Below are 14,078 nucleotides of genomic sequence, written 5' to 3' on the forward strand. Positions count from 1 at the left end.
CGAGCTCCCCGGCCTTCCCCGGGCAGCCCCGAACGGACAGGTCGTGGAAAGGCCCCAGATGCAGAAGAAACAGCTCGTCGGCCGGGCGGTGACCACTGCGGTCGTCGTCGTCCTCGGGATGCACCTGACCGGGTGCGGGAACGGTAAGCCTCCGGAGGCGGCCGCACCGGGCACCACGTCCAGCAGTACCTCGGCCACCTCATCGGCCAGTCCGTCCACCTCGGCCACCAGCACACCGGCGATCGAGCCGGGGACGATCCCGGGGACCGGCCGTTTCCAGGTCGGTGTCGACATCCAGCCCGGAACGTACGTCTCGGAGACCGCTCCGGGAACGATGTGTTACGCGGCCCGGCTCACTGGAAAAGATTCACCGGACCCGCTCATCACCAATCATGTGAAGAAGGGGCGCACTGTCGTCACCATTCAGAAGACGGATGCTTTCTTCGAGACCCGGGACTGTGCCACCTGGAAGAAGCGCTGAGATCAGGTCGTTCTGCCCTTCGTCGGGGCAGGACGACCGACCGCTCAGTAGACGTGCACCGTGGTACCCACTACGGCCCGGTCGTACAGCTTTTTGGTGACTTCCCAGTCTCGCGTCTGGATACACCCATGGCTGCCGACATAGCTGTCGCTGTTCAGGGCGAAACCCGAGGAGTAGTGGATGTAGAGCCCGACCTTCGGGTCGAACTTCATTCCCCAGGGCATGTAGACCTTGTACGGGTAGGACCACCATTGGTCAGGTGTCTTCGCCGTGATCTGCCAGGTGCCCTTCGGGGTCTCGTAACCCGGGCGGCCGTAGATGACCGGGGTGGACAGTTGCTCCTCGCCGTTCTCGAAGTAGCGCAGCGTTCGTTCGGCCAAGGACGCACAGACGATGTTCTTCTTCTGCTTGCAGATCGCCGGGATCTCACTGGCCGGTGCAGCGGGTGCCACCGGCCGGTCGACGGAAAGCGCCCGGACATCGTGCTGTCCGAGCTCGGGCGCTGCAGCTCGGGAGGAGCCGGCACCGAGTCCGCTGATGGCGATGGTCAGTCCGGCGACAGCGAGTGTGCGCAACGCGGTACGAATGGTCATGACGCCCCTCATGATCGTGTGCCGTGCCGGCGGACCGGCCTCTGTCACTGGTTGCGGATGGAGATCACCTCGTGCTTCGACGGTAACACCTGCGCGCCATCGCCCAAGGAGCGACCAGGACTCGTATCCCTTTTGAAATACGTTGCCAATCAAGGTTGTCCGCATTTCATGGGTCAGTGCGGGTCATCAGGGTCGACGGTTGCACGCATCCGGGAAGCCTGGGCCCTGCTCCCCAGGACCAGAGGCACCCCTCTGAAATAGACGAAGGGCCCCCAGCTATAAGCTGGGGGCCCTTCGTCACTACTCACTGAGTAGCGGGGGCAGGATTTGAACCTGCGACCTCCGGGTTATGAGCCCGGCGAGCTACCGAGCTGCTCCACCCCGCGTCGGTATGTTCATTAGCTTAGCAAAGGTCGGGGCGCCCGTCCAAATTGACGGAGAATTGCTGTCTACCAAGGAAATTCAACATCACTCCTAGTGCGGGCATCGCCCCTGCTCTGACCCAAAACCCCGAAAAAAGCCCGAACAACAGGACGGGCCGGGTGGTAAAACACCACCCGGCCCGAAACCTGCCTGTCTGTCACTTGCCCGCAGGCGGAGTCCCCTCAGGCGTGCTCGGGAGCTGGCCCGAGGTCTTCGTCGCCTTCTCGATCGCCTCCTGCAGCTTCTTCTGCGCGGTGCCATAGGCCGTGAAGTCGCCCTTCTTCAGCGCCTCCTGGCCCTCCGAATAGGCCTTCTGAGCTTCAGCCAGCAGAGCCTTCAACTCCGCAGACGGATTCGGCGGCGTATTGTCGGTCGGCGGCTTACCCGGGGTCGACGGCGCCGGCTGGTCCGTCTTCGCCCCCGAATCACCACCGAACAGCTGGTTCAACGCCGACTCCAAGGTCGCGCCCCAAGCCAACTTGTCCCCGAAGGAGACCACGATCGCCTGGTTCAACGGATACGACGTCCCCGCTTTGCCGCTGATGTAGATCGGCTGCACGTAGAGCAGACCGCCACCGACCGGCAAGGTCAGCAGGTTGCCCTTCTGCGCCGTCGAACCACCCTGGTTCAGGTTGATGAACTGACTCAAGGTCACCGAGAAGTCCGTCGAGTTCTGATTACTCGTCGAAATCTGGTTCTGCACCTGCGCCGGGCCCATGATGTTCGTATTCGCCGGCAGCTCCAGCAGCCGCATCTTGCCGTAGCCGTCCCGACGTTTACCCTTCTCGTCCCCGGCATCGGAATCGACTGCCAGGAACCCGGTGAGGAACTGACGGTTCTCACCTGCCGGAGTGAACGAGGTCGTCAACGAGAACGCCGGATCCTTCTGCCCCGGCATCCCGATCGACAGGTAGTACGGCGGCTGACCCGCTTTCTGGTCCGCAGCGGTCGGGTCCGTCGGCACCTTCCAGTAGTCGCTACCCGAGTAGAAGGCCGAGGCATCGGTCACGTGATAGCGGGACAACAGCTCACGCTGGACCTTGAACATGTCCTCCGGGTAACGCAAGTGGCTCATCAGCGCACCCGAGATCTCGTTCATCGGCTTGACCGTCCCGCCGAAAGCCGACGACCACGCCTTCAACATCGGGTCCTGGTCGTCCCAGGCGTACAGCTTCACCGAACCGTCGTAGGCATCGACAGTGGCCTTCACCGAGTTACGGATGTAGTTCACCTGCCCGGCCCGGATCTCCTGCACCGACTGCCGCGACCGAGTCACCGCATCCGTGGTGGCCGTGTCAATCGACTGCAACTGGCTGTACGGGTAGTGCGCACTCGTCGTGTACCCGTCGACGATCCACTGCACGCGACCGTCGACCACGGCCGGATAGGGGTTGCCGTCCAGGGTCAGCCACGGAGCGACCCGCTCGATGCGCTCCTTCGGCGTGCGATGGTCCAACATCACCGAATGGTCACCCACCTGCTCGGAGAGCAGGATGTTGTACTCGCGGTATTTCACCGCGTAGGCCAGACGCTTGAAGATGTTGTCCATCTTCACCCCGCCGTTGCCGGAGAAGGTCGTCCGGGACTCTCCCTGGTCCGACTGGTAGTCCAGCTCCCGCGGCTGCACACCCGGAGCTTCACCCACGATCGAGTACGTATGGGTCTTCTCACCGAAGTAGATCCGCGGCTCGAACTCGCCCAACTTGCCGACCATCGGAATGTCCTTGGCGAAGAACACCGGCTCGCCACGAGCATCCCGCTGCGTGCCATAGGCCGCCACCAGCCCGTACCCGTGGGTGTACACCGTGTGGTCGTTCACCCAACTCCGCGAGGGCGCGCTGGCCAGGTCCAACTCGCGGGCCGCGATCACCGTGTCCTGACGCTTGCCGTCGATCGTGTACCGGTCGACGTCCAGGACGTCCGGGAACTGGTAGTACCGGCGCAGACCCTGCAACTGCATGAAGGTCGAACTGACCACCATCGGGTCGACCACCCGGACGCCGGGGATTGTCGCGGCATCGCCGGAAAGACCACCCTTGTCCGGCACCTTCTTGGCCTCGTAAGGCTTCCGGTCGATCTGGTCCAGCCCGTAGGCCGCCCGGGTCGCATTGATGTTGTGCTGCAGGTAAGGAGCCTCCAACGACTGCTCGCTCGGTTTGACCTTGAACGCCTGGATCGCCGCCGGGTAGGCATTGCCCACGACCAGGGAGACCACCACCAGGATCCCCAGACCGGTCATCGGATACCGCCACGAACGCGTCCAGATGGAGGACAGGAAGAGCAGCGCACAGATCACCGCGGCCCCTGCCAGGATGCCCTTCGTCCACAGCACCGCATTCGCCTCGGTGTACTGCAAACCGGTGATCCGACTCGAGGAGGTCACCGCGAGCTGATAACGATCCAACCAGTAACCCACCGCACGTACCAGCACGAAGGCACCGGCCAAGACGGCCAAATGGACCCGCGCCGACTTCGAGGTGTGCACACCATTGGCGCCAACGGCCAGGCCGCCGTACACATAGTGCGTCACGACAGCCGCCATCACTGCCAGCACCAAGGACATCGTGAAGAAGGACTCCAGGAAGAGGTACCAGGGCAGGTCGAAGACGAAGAAGCCCACGTCCTTGCCGAAGGTCGGGTCGGTCTTCCCGAAGGGCTGCCCGTTCAGATACAGCAACAAGACCTTCCACTGGCTGGCCGCGGCCAACCCCCCGAAAGCGCCCAGCACCAAGGGCACCGCCACGATGGCGGCCTTGCGCACCGGGTCGAGCATTTCCCGGTAGCGGTCCAAGACCTGCTCACGCTGCGAAGCCGGTGCATAGACCGGTCGCATCCGGTAGCCCAGCACCAGACTGGAGGCCACCACAGCGCCTGCGATCACCATCCCGCCGAGGAAGAGCGCTACCTGAGAACCTATTTGGGTCCAGAACACGCTGCTGTACCCGAGGCTCTGGAACCACATCAACTGCGTCCACACGAACGAGCCGAAGACGGCCAGAGCCATCACCACGACCAGCACCAGACCGGTGACCGCCAGCGGAGAAGGCCGCCACGGTTTCATCTGTGGATGCGGCATCCGCGGACCGCCCGAACCCGGCTTACGTGGGCCCTGCGGCCCGCCGGAACCGGAGCCACCGGCTCCCGGCCCACCGGCGAAACCACCGAAGCCGAAACGGAAGCCACCGCCTCCACCACTCTTGTCGCCATCGCCCGGACGTCCCGAGCCGCCCTGGTCACCACCCGACGGTCCACCGGGTGAAGCCGACCCGCTCGCACGCGGCACGAAGCCGCGTTCGCCGTCGAAACCCTGCTGACTCACGCCCACCGCCATCCTGATCAGTCAAACCTGCACAAAACGGGCACTCAACCCCGACCTTACGGGGCTCACGTGCTCAACGTACATATACGACAGTGAGTTTCCCACCGAGCTGTGATCATCCGGCACGATGAAGGGGTGACCCCCTCTCTACGACACGTGCATCCGCCCCTCGTCCAATGCGCCATCGAGACCGAGCGCTATGTCGCCGGCGCAGGCTGGGACCAACCGGTCCGCCTCTTCGCTCTCGTCGACACCGCCAAGCTCCTCGCCGCCGAGCCCGCCCTCGCCCATCAGCTCAAAAACCTGGACGACGAAGCCCTCTCCGCCATCGAACAGGAGGACCTCCCTCCGGCCGACCCACTGGAGGACTTCCTCGCCATGCTCGCCTGGCCCGCCGATGTCGATGGGGTCGCCATGGCCGTCGAGCGACTCGTAGTCCCACCCGAGGCCGAAGTCGATCTCCCCGAAGACCCCGACGAAGCCGCGCAAGCACTCGCCGAACACCCTGACCGCGTCGACGTACGGCTACTCGTCGCCGTCACCCGGGACGGCGAGTCCACCTGCCTGCTGCGCCAACGCCCCCATGACAGCGACGACAAGGTCGCCATCGGTCAGGACATCGCCCCCGAGCTGGTCACCGCGCTCGCCGCGACCCTCCAGGTCTGACCCCTCAGCATCCGGGAAGAGCATCGCCGCGGCCTGCGGCGATCTCTTCCACGGCATGTTTGGCCGCCTCGAAGGTCGCCACCTTCACCACCCGCAGCCCGTCAGGGATATTTCCCTGTACCGCAGAGCAGTTCGCTTCCGGGGACAGGAACCACTCCGCATCCTTGGCCTGGCGTGCGCCACGCATCTTGTGCTGGATGCCACCGATCGCGCCGACCGTCCCGTTCTCGGCGATCGTGCCCGTTCCCGCGATCCGCTTGCCACCGGTGAGCTCACCCGGCGTCAACCGGTCGTACAGACCCAAACTGAACATCAACCCGGCCGAGGGACCACCCACGTCATCCGCATGGATCGACACCTCGACCGGGAAGTCGAAGATGGAGGACAAGCCCACCCCGATCAACCGACGTCCGTCCTTCGCCACCGAGGACACCGACACCGGCACTTCCTTACCCGCCCTGAGGACGACCAAGGAAAGCGCCTCGTCGTCCTTCAGCTCCTGGATCCGAGCCCGTAGAGCTGCTCCGCCGGACAGCGCCTTTCCCTCCAGCGAAACGATCTGGTCCCCCTTGACCAGAGTCTTCGCCGACGGCCCGTCCTCCAGGACGGCCGCCACCGTGACCTTCTCCGGAACCTGCAGACCTGCCGCACGCAGCGCCACCACCTTGGCCTCCGCCTGTGCATCGGCCATCTGAGCCTGCGTCTGTTGACGGATCTGCTTGCGCGTCACATCACGCGGATAGACCTCATCCACCGGACGGATCTCCGTCCCCGGCTGGAATCGGGCCACCAGGTAATCCCACAACGTGATCTCCCGCTCGCGCCCCCCGTAGAGCGCCACCGTGGTGAACGACAGTTCGCCCGAGGTCCTATAGGTCTGTCTGCCCTTGACCTCGATCACCGGTTTGCCATTGATCTCACCCAAGGTGTCGTACACCGGGCCTGGGCGGAAGAGCACGTACGGCGGATGGATCAGGCTGCCCCCGGCCACGACCACGATCGCGGTCACCACCGCGGCCAGGAAGGTCCACGTCCGGGACGACAGCCCCCTGACCCGACGCTCTTCACCCTGGAGCCACCGGCTCATGGAATACCCACCCACTCGTCATCACCGTCGGTGAAGATCTGGTGCTTCCAGATCGGCACCTCTGCCTTCAACCGATCGACCAGCAGATGGCAGGCCTCAAAAGCCTGCCCCCGGTGCTCGGCGGACACCGCAGCCACCACGGCGACACCCCCGATCTGCAGATCGCCGACGGCATGCTGCACCGAGATCGCCACCAGGCCAGGCCGCTGAGCCACCTCGGCAGCGAGTTCGGCCAAACGCAGCGAAGCGGACGGATGCGCCGAATACTCCAGACGCTCCACCTCACGACCATGATCGTGGTCACGGACCCAACCGACGAAAGTCGCCACGCAACCGGCTCGGGGATCGGCCACCTCGGCAACCGACTCGGCCAGCGACGGTTCCGGACCGACAGTCGCGCGCACCACACGGGCGGACAGGGACGAGCTACTCACGGATGAAGTATTCCTTCCGGGCGGACGCCCCAAGGGAACGTCACGAGGCCGAGCGTGGTTATCTGGAGACAACCATCTTCTCAGGTGCGTCAGGAGACATCGTGTCCGATACCCCCCGCCGCCCGGGCGGCGATGACCAGCCGGACTTCGCTCAGCTGTTCCAACAGTTCCTCGGCGACCCCAACAACCCCGCCATGTCCGAGGCGATGCGCTCCATGGGGATGGACCAGTCCAATCCCGCCATGATGGGTGCCCTCGCCGCACAGCTACGGTCCTTCTTCGAAGAGGCCCCCGCCGACGGCATCAACACCCAGTTGTGCGCCGACATGGCCCGCCAAACCGCTGCCGCCGACGGCGACCCGGTCGTAGGAGACGTCGAACGACGGGAGGTCATCGACGCCGTTCAGATCGCCGAACTCTGGCTCTCCCAGGCCACCACTCTGGACTCCCCCTGCGCCCCGGCCCAGGCCTGGAGCCGCAGTGAATGGGTCACCCGGACCCTCGACCGCTGGATCAAGATCGTCTCCCCCGTCGCTCAGGGGGTCAACACGGCCGTCGTCACCGCCACCCGAGGGCAGCTCGAACAGTTCTCCGGAGAGAATCCCCCCACGGTCCCCGGTATGCCTCCCGGTTTCGATCTGAGCGCCATGATCTCCCAGTTCGAACCGATGCTGACCCGGATGAGCAGTTCCATGTTCGGCGTCCAGACCGGACAGGCGATCGGCACGCTCGCCGCCGACGTCGTCTCCGCCACCGAGGTCGGACTCCCCCTGCTCAGCACGCCGACCGTGGCCCTCATCCCTGCCAATGTGGCAGCCCTCGCGGAAGGGCTGGAGGTCGACATCGCCCAGGTACGCCTCTACCTGGCCCTGCGTGAATGCGCCCGGACCCGGCTGTTCAGCGGGGTCCCCTGGCTGGAGTCCCAGCTTCTGGCCGCGGTGGAGGCCTACGCCCGAGACATCACCATCGACACCGAGGGCATCGAACGCAAACTCGCCGAGATCGACCCGCGTGACCCCCAGGCCATGCAGCAGGCGCTTTCCAAGACGCTCTTCTCCCCCGACCCCAGCGAAGCCCAGAAAGCAGCACTGGCACGCCTGGAGACCTTGCTGGCCCTCACCGAAGGATGGGTGGACGTCGTCACCGGGAAAGCCTGCGAAGGTCGGCTGCCCCAGGCGGCAGCTCTCTCGGAATCCATCCGTCGACGCCGAGCCACCGGCGGACCCGCCGAAGCGATCTTCGGCGAACTCGTCGGCCTGCATCTGCGCCCGCGCCGTCTCCGCGACGCGGCGAACCTTTTCTCCGCATTGGAGAGCACCGGCGGACAGAGCGTCCGCGACAGCGTCTGGGCCCACCCCGACGTAGCTCCGACCGCTGCGGACCTCGACGACATCCTCGGCTTCGTGGGACGCACCTGCGGCGGAGGGAACACCGAAGGCGACGACGGTCTCGGTGGGCTCGGTGGGGAGATCGACGCCGCACTCGCCCAGATCCTCGGTGCCGCCGAGGCCGACACAACAACGGCTGCCGAGGGAAAACCCTCGACGGGACAGGCGTCGACGCCCCAGGACAAACCGGAGAAGGATGACAGGCCTTCCCAGGGAGAAGACCCGGGCAGCGGAAACACCCCGCCACGCTCCTGACCTGCGTACCGCCGATGGACTCCCTGCCTGCACACGGCGATGCCCTGCGGGTCCTCCGTTCCTGGTCTGCCCCTGAGGCAGACCAGGAACGGCTTCGGCGTCGTTTCCTCGACCAGCTCCACCGTCATCCCCGGGCGACGGCCAAGGACGGCCCGCCCGTCCACCTCACGGTCGGATGTCTCGTACTCGATCCGACCGGGCAACGCATCCTGCTCACCCACCACCGCAAGGCCGACGCCTGGTTCCAGTTCGGCGGACATATCGACGCCGACGACCCGAGCCTGCGGGCCGCAGCGCACCGCGAACTCCTCGAAGAATCAGGGATTCCCGACCTGACCCTCTCCGAAACCCCCTGCCATCTGGACGCGCACACCCTCGCTGCCGCGTTCGGACGGTGCAGGGAACATCTCGACGTCCGGTACGCCGCCGTGGCTCCCGCCGATGCCCGGCCGCTCACCAGCAGCGAATCGCACGATGTCCGCTGGTTCGACGTCGACCACCTCCCACCCGCAGCAGCAGCCGACCTGTCCGAGCTCATCCGAGCCGGCCGGAAGATGTTGCCCCACCTGGATCGATGACCCATGAGCTCTCCCCTCGGCGCTGTCACCACCCCCCGGAAGAAACGACGGAGAAGCATCCCCGCCTACTGGCTGCCCCGCCAGCACGGCGCGTGGGCGATGCTCGCCGTGCCGGCCCTCGTCGGCGGGCTACGCCACGGATGGGGTCTCCTCCAGACCCTCCTCCTCCTGCTGCTGTTCAGCGGCTACTTCCTGTTCAATGCCACCGGGCTGGCCCTGCGCAGCCGCAAAGGGGCCCGGCATCGGGCCGCGATGGTGACCTACACGGCGATCAGCGCCCCCTTCGCGGTGGCCCTGCTCGTCCTCGACCCCGGCCTGCTGCGCTGGTTACCGATCTATCTCCCGCTCGCGCTGGGCAGCCTGTTCTTCTCCTGGAAACGCCGGGACCGCGCCCTGGCCAATGACGCCATCACCATCCTCGCCGCCTGTCTGTACGCCGCAGTAATGGCGTGCGCGCACGACCGTCCGGGTGATCCGGTCCAGGTGACCGCCTGGGTCGTGACCGTCCTCTTCGCCTATTTCTTCGGTACTGCCCTGTACGTGAAGACCCTGATCCGTGAGCGCACCAATCCGGGATTCCACCGGGTATCCATCGGATACCACGCGCTGTGCCCGCTGCTCTTCTGGACGATCTCACAGGTGTTGGCCATCCCCGCGTCAGCTCTTCTCCAAGGGCTCACCACGGCCTTCTTCGTCGCCTTGGCCGTGCGGGCCTGGGCCATGGCCGGGCGGCGGGTTCGGCCGATGTTCGTGGGGCTCGGAGAGATCGGCGCGTCCGCCGTCCTGCTGGCTCTTCTGCTGTGCTGGTGAGCCCGGCGCGGTGGTGCTGTCCGCCGCGCCGGACGGCCCAGGTCAGTCCAACCAAGCATTTCCGCCGAGCTTGAGCGGGCGAATGTCCAGAGCCGGGGTGATACCGCTGGCCGGTTGCAACCCCCATTTCTCCATCGCGGCCCGGACCGACTCTGCCGCATCGATATTCATGGGGCCAGAGGTCCACATCGCATAAGGAAGGTTGATGAAGCGTCCCTCTTTGACGGCTCTGAGCTGAGAACTCGCCGGATTCGACTTGAGGGCTTCAACCTTCGCGGAGAACTCCTGTGCCGGATAGTCCACGAAGGCAATGAAGTCGGGGTCGGCTGTGGTGATCCGTTCCCAGCTGACCCGGGTCCAGGTGTTCTTCACGTCGGCCAGAGCATGACCGGCCCCTGCGGTGTCGAAGACAGCTTGGGGAGCGCCGAAACTCCCACTGGAGAGAATCTGATCGCTGGAACTGTCGAAAAGGAAGGCCACCGGTTTCTTCGCTGCTTTCGGTGCCTTCTCCAAGGCTTCACGTCGACGGGTGATGTCGTCGACGACACCCTTGGCGATGTCGTCGTGCCCGGTGATCTTGCCGATGTTGAGCAGGTCTTGCCGCAGAGCCTCCCAGGGCGGGATCGTACCCCGGGTCTTCCCGTCGTTCTGCAGACAGGTCTCGCTGAGGAGGTAGGAGCCGATGCCGCGCTCCTTGAGCGTGTCCGGAGTGAGATTCTTCGCCTCGCTGAAACCGTAGTTCCATCCGGCGAAGGCCACCTGCGGGCGAGCCGCGACGATATTTTCCATCGTCGGCCCCTTGGGAGAGACCTGCTTCAGGCTGTCGACCTGATCACCGTACTTCAGCCGCAACAGGTCCTGATGATTCTTCAAGCCGCTGACCGCGACGAGTTCGGGATGCGCACCGACAGCCAGAGCGATCGAGATGATGCTCCCGTCGTACGCGAAAAGTCTTTTCACCGGGGCGTCGTAGGTGACATCACGTCCGCAGTTGTTCACGGTCACCTTGGCACCACCGGGGCCCGCAGCAGAAGTGCTCTTCGGCGACCCGCAGGCGGTACAGACGGTCAGCGCGCCCACCGCGAGAAAGGAAATGGCCAGTCTGGTGCGAGGTCTCATGATTCCTTCCCTGGCGCCTCGTCCGGCGCCGGCACGGGTGAACGGGTCAGTACGTCATCGATGAGCAGGCGTGTCCCCTGCGTGTGCGGGTCGTAGACGGTGTGGGCACGAACCCCGAAGGCTTCAGCGATCACCTCAGGGGTCAAGGAATCCACCGGATCGCCGGCAGCGACGACCCTGCCCTGAGCCAGAACGATCACGGCATCGAAATGGCGAAGCACGATGTCGATGTCGTGCACAGCGGCGACGACGGTGCCGGAGAGCTCGCCCAAGAGGTACCAGAGACGGAGCTGCCAGGCGATGTCCAGATGGTTGGTGGGTTCGTCCAACACGAGGATCCCGGCGTCCTGGACCAGCCCCCGGGCGAGGACCAGCCGCCGTCGTTCCCCACCGGAGAGCCGGTCACAGGGGTCATCGATGCGATGTGCCATACCCACAGCGGTGAGTGCACCCATCACGAGGCGACGTTCCCCCGTACCTCCACCTTGCCAGGGCCGCCGGTGCGGCGTTCTGCCCAAAGCCACGGCTTCCCGGACGCACAGGTCAGCCGCAGGGACGTCCTCCTGCCCGACGAAGGCGATCTGCCGGGCGCGGGACGCCGCAGGGACAGCACGAAGATCAACACCGTCGAGGCTGACCTGGCCGCTGGTCGGTGGACGCAATCCTGCAAGGATCTTGAGCAGGGTCGACTTTCCAGCACCATTGGTACCGACCACCGCCGTACGCCGACCTCGAGGTATGTACAGGTCGACCTCTTCGAGGAGCTGAGCGCGGCCGATCCGGAAACCGACCCGGCGCAAACGAAGACCGTCATCGTCCGCCGCGGAAGTACTCGTCCCCAGGTCTGGGGTCTGTGATCGGCGGGTCGCCTCTGACACGACCTGAGTCTCCGCGTTCACGACTGTCCCCCGAACCGGTAGCCGCGTCGTCCCATCAGCAGCAGGAAGAGCGGCGCCCCGATGGCCCCGGTGACCACGCCGAGCGGAACCTCCTGGGGTGGGGCGACCATCCGGGCCAGCACATCCACCCAGAGCAGGAAGAAGGCCCCGGCGAGTGCAGCGACCGGGATCATCCGCCGATGGGTCGCGCCGACGAGCATCCTGGCCAGGTGGGGCAGGATCAGGCCGACGAAGCCGATTCCCCCGCTGACGGCTACTACGACACCGACCAGGATGCTCAAGGTCAGGAAAACGGCAGTACGCAGTGCGCCGACCGGGACGCCCAGCGCAGTGGCGGTCTCCTCACCGGCGGCCAGGGCGTCCAGCCAGCCGTGGACGGCGATGGCGGCGGCGAGGACGAGTGCGACGACGACGGCCGGTGGCGCGAGGATCGCCCATTTGGCACCGCCGAGGCTGCCCAGAAGCCAGAAGAGCACGGAGGTGGTGGCGCGGCTGTCGTCGCTGAGGAAGACGAGGAAGGAGGCTATGGCGGAGAAAGCCGAGGAGAGCACCACTCCGGAGAGCACCAGGCGTAGCGGGGTGAGTCCGCCTTGGCCGAGTGCGACCAGGTAGACGGCGATCGATGCGCCGAGCGCCCCGAGGAGGGCGCCGACCATCAGGGCGTTGCTGCCCCAGGCCGCGAGGACGCCCAGGGTGATCACCATGGTGGCTCCGACGGAGGCGCCTGAGGAGATGCCGAGCAGGTAGGGGTCTGCGAGGGGGTTGCGGACGAGCGTCTGCATCCCGCATCCGGCGATGGCCAGCCCGGCGCCGACGATCAGGGCCAGGAGTGCCCGGGGCATCCGTAGTTCCCAGACGATGGTGTCGGCGACGGTGTCGGTGGAGTTCTGGCCTCGCAGGTGGGCGGAGACGACTTCCCAGACGCGGTCGACGCCGATGTGTTCGGAGCCGAAGGCCAGTGAGAGGACGACGCTGCTTGCGGTGAGCACGGTCAGCGTCAACAGGATCGGCGCGAGGCGGAGTCGCCCTCGTGGCCCGGTCCTGTTCGTCGGGGCGGGGAGGCCGCTGCCGGTGCGGTTGTCCGCAGGCCGGCCGTTCGGTGTGCTTTCCGGCGGGGATGTGGCGGGTGGCGCCGGAACGCGTAGGTCGGTCATCGCTCTTCCGTCCGATCAGGTGTACAGCCGGTCGGCCCAGGTCAGGCCGGGGATCGTGGTGGTGGGCGGGTCCTGTTGGCGGTGAAGCCATTCCTCGTCCGAGAGTCGGGGGCAGCTGCCGCAGTGTCCGTGTCCTCGGCCGGTGTGGACGAGGCAGCAGGTGTGTCTGCGCTGGTGGAGTGGCCCGGCGGGGGTGTCGGCTCCAACGGTGACCAGGGGTCGTCCGGTGAGTCGTGCGATGGCAGCGAGGCTTTCCTGTGCTCGGGTGGCGACCGATGGCCGCGCGGCGGTGTCGACCGATCGGTGGATGAGGGCGAAGGCTGCTGCACAGGAGGCTGCGAGGCTTCCCCAGCCGAGTCGTCGGGGAAGACGGTTTCCTTCTTCGGAGGCGTGGACCAGCGGCGTGCAGTGGTCGATGAGCGCGGTAGTGACCCCGGTGATCTCGGCGGTACCGAGTGTGGCCCGGTCGGGGGCGCAGACGGCGGTGGTCGCATATCGGGTGTCGGTCCTGAACCACCAGGATCGGTGGTCGAGGTCGAGGAGGAGACCGGAGTGCGCCCAGGCGATGAGGACCACGCCGGCGAGTCGTCCGGTGTAATGCTGCAAGGCGCATGCTGCTCCGGCCCGGGTACGGGGGCTGTCGAGGCCTTGGGCGTAGGCGGGCGCGGCGGCCGCCCACCAGGACGGATCGGTGAGGGTCGTAGCCGGTCGCCAGCATTCGTCCGGCCCGGTCCGTTCGGTATCCGCCGACCAGAGCAGCGGCGCTTCAGCCAGCACGTGAAGGGTCTCTTCGGGGAGCGTGCCGGGTGCTTCCGGCCTGACGGCAGGACAGGGTGTGTCGGCGACCGACATGAATCACTTCCGTGGATCCG

Annotated in this window: 13 protein-coding genes and 1 tRNA gene; 5 read left to right on the forward strand and 9 right to left on the reverse strand. The window is 65.9% G+C overall.

Features of this window, described 5'->3' with window-relative positions; genetic code table 11:
* Positions 1 to 43 precede the first annotated feature (43 nt).
* Positions 44 to 481, forward strand: coding sequence for a hypothetical protein (locus tag DX923_RS08900; protein WP_162872876.1), 438 nt, complete (start codon positions 44 to 46; stop codon positions 479 to 481).
* A gap of 44 nt (positions 482 to 525) precedes the next feature.
* Here the strand turns inward: DX923_RS08900 and DX923_RS08905 are convergent, their stop codons facing one another.
* From DX923_RS08905 to DX923_RS08915, 3 genes are all read right to left on the reverse strand, one after another.
* Positions 526 to 1,074: a L,D-transpeptidase gene (locus DX923_RS08905; protein WP_162872877.1), complete on the reverse strand. Its 549-nt coding sequence runs from the start codon at positions 1,072 to 1,074 to the stop codon at positions 526 to 528.
* A gap of 312 nt (positions 1,075 to 1,386) precedes the next feature.
* Positions 1,387 to 1,460: transfer RNA gene (locus DX923_RS08910), tRNA-Met, on the reverse strand.
* Positions 1,461 to 1,654: 194 nt separating this feature from the next.
* On the reverse strand, positions 1,655 to 4,816 hold the full coding sequence (locus DX923_RS08915) for a UPF0182 family membrane protein (protein ID WP_240322575.1): 3,162 nt from the start codon (positions 4,814 to 4,816) through the stop codon (positions 1,655 to 1,657).
* A gap of 135 nt (positions 4,817 to 4,951) precedes the next feature.
* Between DX923_RS08915 and DX923_RS08920 the strand changes: the two genes are divergently transcribed.
* Complete coding sequence (locus tag DX923_RS08920) at positions 4,952 to 5,482, forward strand: PPA1309 family protein (RefSeq protein ID WP_116116248.1); 531 nt, start codon at positions 4,952 to 4,954, stop codon at positions 5,480 to 5,482.
* Positions 5,483 to 5,486: 4 nt separating this feature from the next.
* Here DX923_RS08920 and DX923_RS08925 read toward each other — a convergent pair whose 3' ends face one another.
* Positions 5,487 to 6,569, reverse strand: a complete 1,083-nt coding sequence (locus tag DX923_RS08925) for a YlbL family protein (protein ID WP_116114216.1) — start codon at positions 6,567 to 6,569, stop codon at positions 5,487 to 5,489.
* Positions 6,566 to 7,003 carry a molybdenum cofactor biosynthesis protein MoaE gene (locus DX923_RS08930; protein WP_240322576.1) on the reverse strand — a complete coding sequence of 146 codons (438 nt, stop codon included), beginning with the start codon at positions 7,001 to 7,003 and terminating at the stop codon, positions 6,566 to 6,568. Before DX923_RS08930 ends, DX923_RS08925 begins: the two co-directional genes overlap by 4 nt.
* Before the next feature lie 101 nt (positions 7,004 to 7,104).
* Here DX923_RS08930 and DX923_RS08935 point away from each other — a divergent pair, with 101 nt between their 5' ends.
* From DX923_RS08935 to DX923_RS08945, 3 genes are read left to right on the forward strand one after another with little or no spacing between them, the layout of a single operon-like run.
* Positions 7,105 to 8,646, forward strand: a complete 1,542-nt coding sequence (locus DX923_RS08935) for a zinc-dependent metalloprotease (protein ID WP_240322577.1) — start codon at positions 7,105 to 7,107, stop codon at positions 8,644 to 8,646.
* A gap of 14 nt (positions 8,647 to 8,660) precedes the next feature.
* Positions 8,661 to 9,224: an NUDIX hydrolase gene (locus tag DX923_RS08940; protein ID WP_116114220.1), complete on the forward strand. Its 564-nt coding sequence runs from the start codon at positions 8,661 to 8,663 to the stop codon at positions 9,222 to 9,224.
* A gap of 3 nt (positions 9,225 to 9,227) precedes the next feature.
* The gene (locus DX923_RS08945) at positions 9,228 to 10,034 is read left to right on the forward strand and encodes a YwiC-like family protein (protein ID WP_116114222.1); all 807 of its coding nucleotides are present in this window, start codon (positions 9,228 to 9,230) and stop codon (positions 10,032 to 10,034) included.
* A gap of 42 nt (positions 10,035 to 10,076) precedes the next feature.
* On the opposite strand, the gene DX923_RS08950 is transcribed toward DX923_RS08945, so the two are convergent.
* From DX923_RS08950 to DX923_RS08965, 4 genes are read right to left on the reverse strand one after another with little or no spacing between them, the layout of a single operon-like run.
* Entirely contained in the window at positions 10,077 to 11,153 is a 1,077-nt protein-coding gene (locus DX923_RS08950; RefSeq protein WP_116114224.1) for an ABC transporter substrate-binding protein, read from the reverse strand.
* Positions 11,150 to 12,031 carry an ABC transporter ATP-binding protein gene (locus DX923_RS08955; RefSeq protein WP_240322578.1) on the reverse strand — a complete coding sequence of 294 codons (882 nt, stop codon included), beginning with the start codon at positions 12,029 to 12,031 and terminating at the stop codon, positions 11,150 to 11,152. Before DX923_RS08955 ends, DX923_RS08950 begins: the two co-directional genes overlap by 4 nt.
* A 17-nt stretch (positions 12,032 to 12,048) precedes the next feature.
* Positions 12,049 to 13,206 (reverse strand): FecCD family ABC transporter permease, encoded by a 1,158-nt coding sequence (locus DX923_RS08960; protein ID WP_116114227.1) that lies wholly within the window; start codon positions 13,204 to 13,206, stop codon positions 12,049 to 12,051.
* A gap of 15 nt (positions 13,207 to 13,221) precedes the next feature.
* Complete coding sequence (locus tag DX923_RS08965; RefSeq protein ID WP_116114229.1) at positions 13,222 to 14,058, reverse strand: (2Fe-2S)-binding protein; 837 nt, start codon at positions 14,056 to 14,058, stop codon at positions 13,222 to 13,224.
* Positions 14,059 to 14,078 lie beyond the last annotated feature (20 nt).

Origin of the sequence: Austwickia chelonae, assembly GCF_003391095.1 — a bacterium.
Classification (GTDB): domain Bacteria; phylum Actinomycetota; class Actinomycetes; order Actinomycetales; family Dermatophilaceae; genus Austwickia; species Austwickia chelonae_A.

What these genes read in the sequence shown, in the direction of transcription:
- DX923_RS08905 (WP_162872877.1), bottom strand. Translation starts at nt 1,074, where the DNA reads ATGACCATTCGTACCGCGTTGCGCACACTCGCTGTCGCCGGACTGACC.
- DX923_RS08925 (WP_116114216.1), bottom strand. Translation starts at nt 6,569, where the DNA reads ATGAGCCGGTGGCTCCAGGGTGAAGAGCGTCGGGTCAGGGGGCTGTCG.
- DX923_RS08940 (WP_116114220.1), top strand. Translation starts at nt 8,661, where the DNA reads ATGGACTCCCTGCCTGCACACGGCGATGCCCTGCGGGTCCTCCGTTCC.
- DX923_RS08945 (WP_116114222.1), top strand. Translation starts at nt 9,228, where the DNA reads ATGAGCTCTCCCCTCGGCGCTGTCACCACCCCCCGGAAGAAACGACGG.
- DX923_RS08950 (WP_116114224.1), bottom strand. Translation starts at nt 11,153, where the DNA reads ATGAGACCTCGCACCAGACTGGCCATTTCCTTTCTCGCGGTGGGCGCG.
- DX923_RS08960 (WP_116114227.1), bottom strand. Translation starts at nt 13,206, where the DNA reads ATGACCGACCTACGCGTTCCGGCGCCACCCGCCACATCCCCGCCGGAA.
- DX923_RS08965 (WP_116114229.1), bottom strand. Translation starts at nt 14,058, where the DNA reads ATGTCGGTCGCCGACACACCCTGTCCTGCCGTCAGGCCGGAAGCACCC.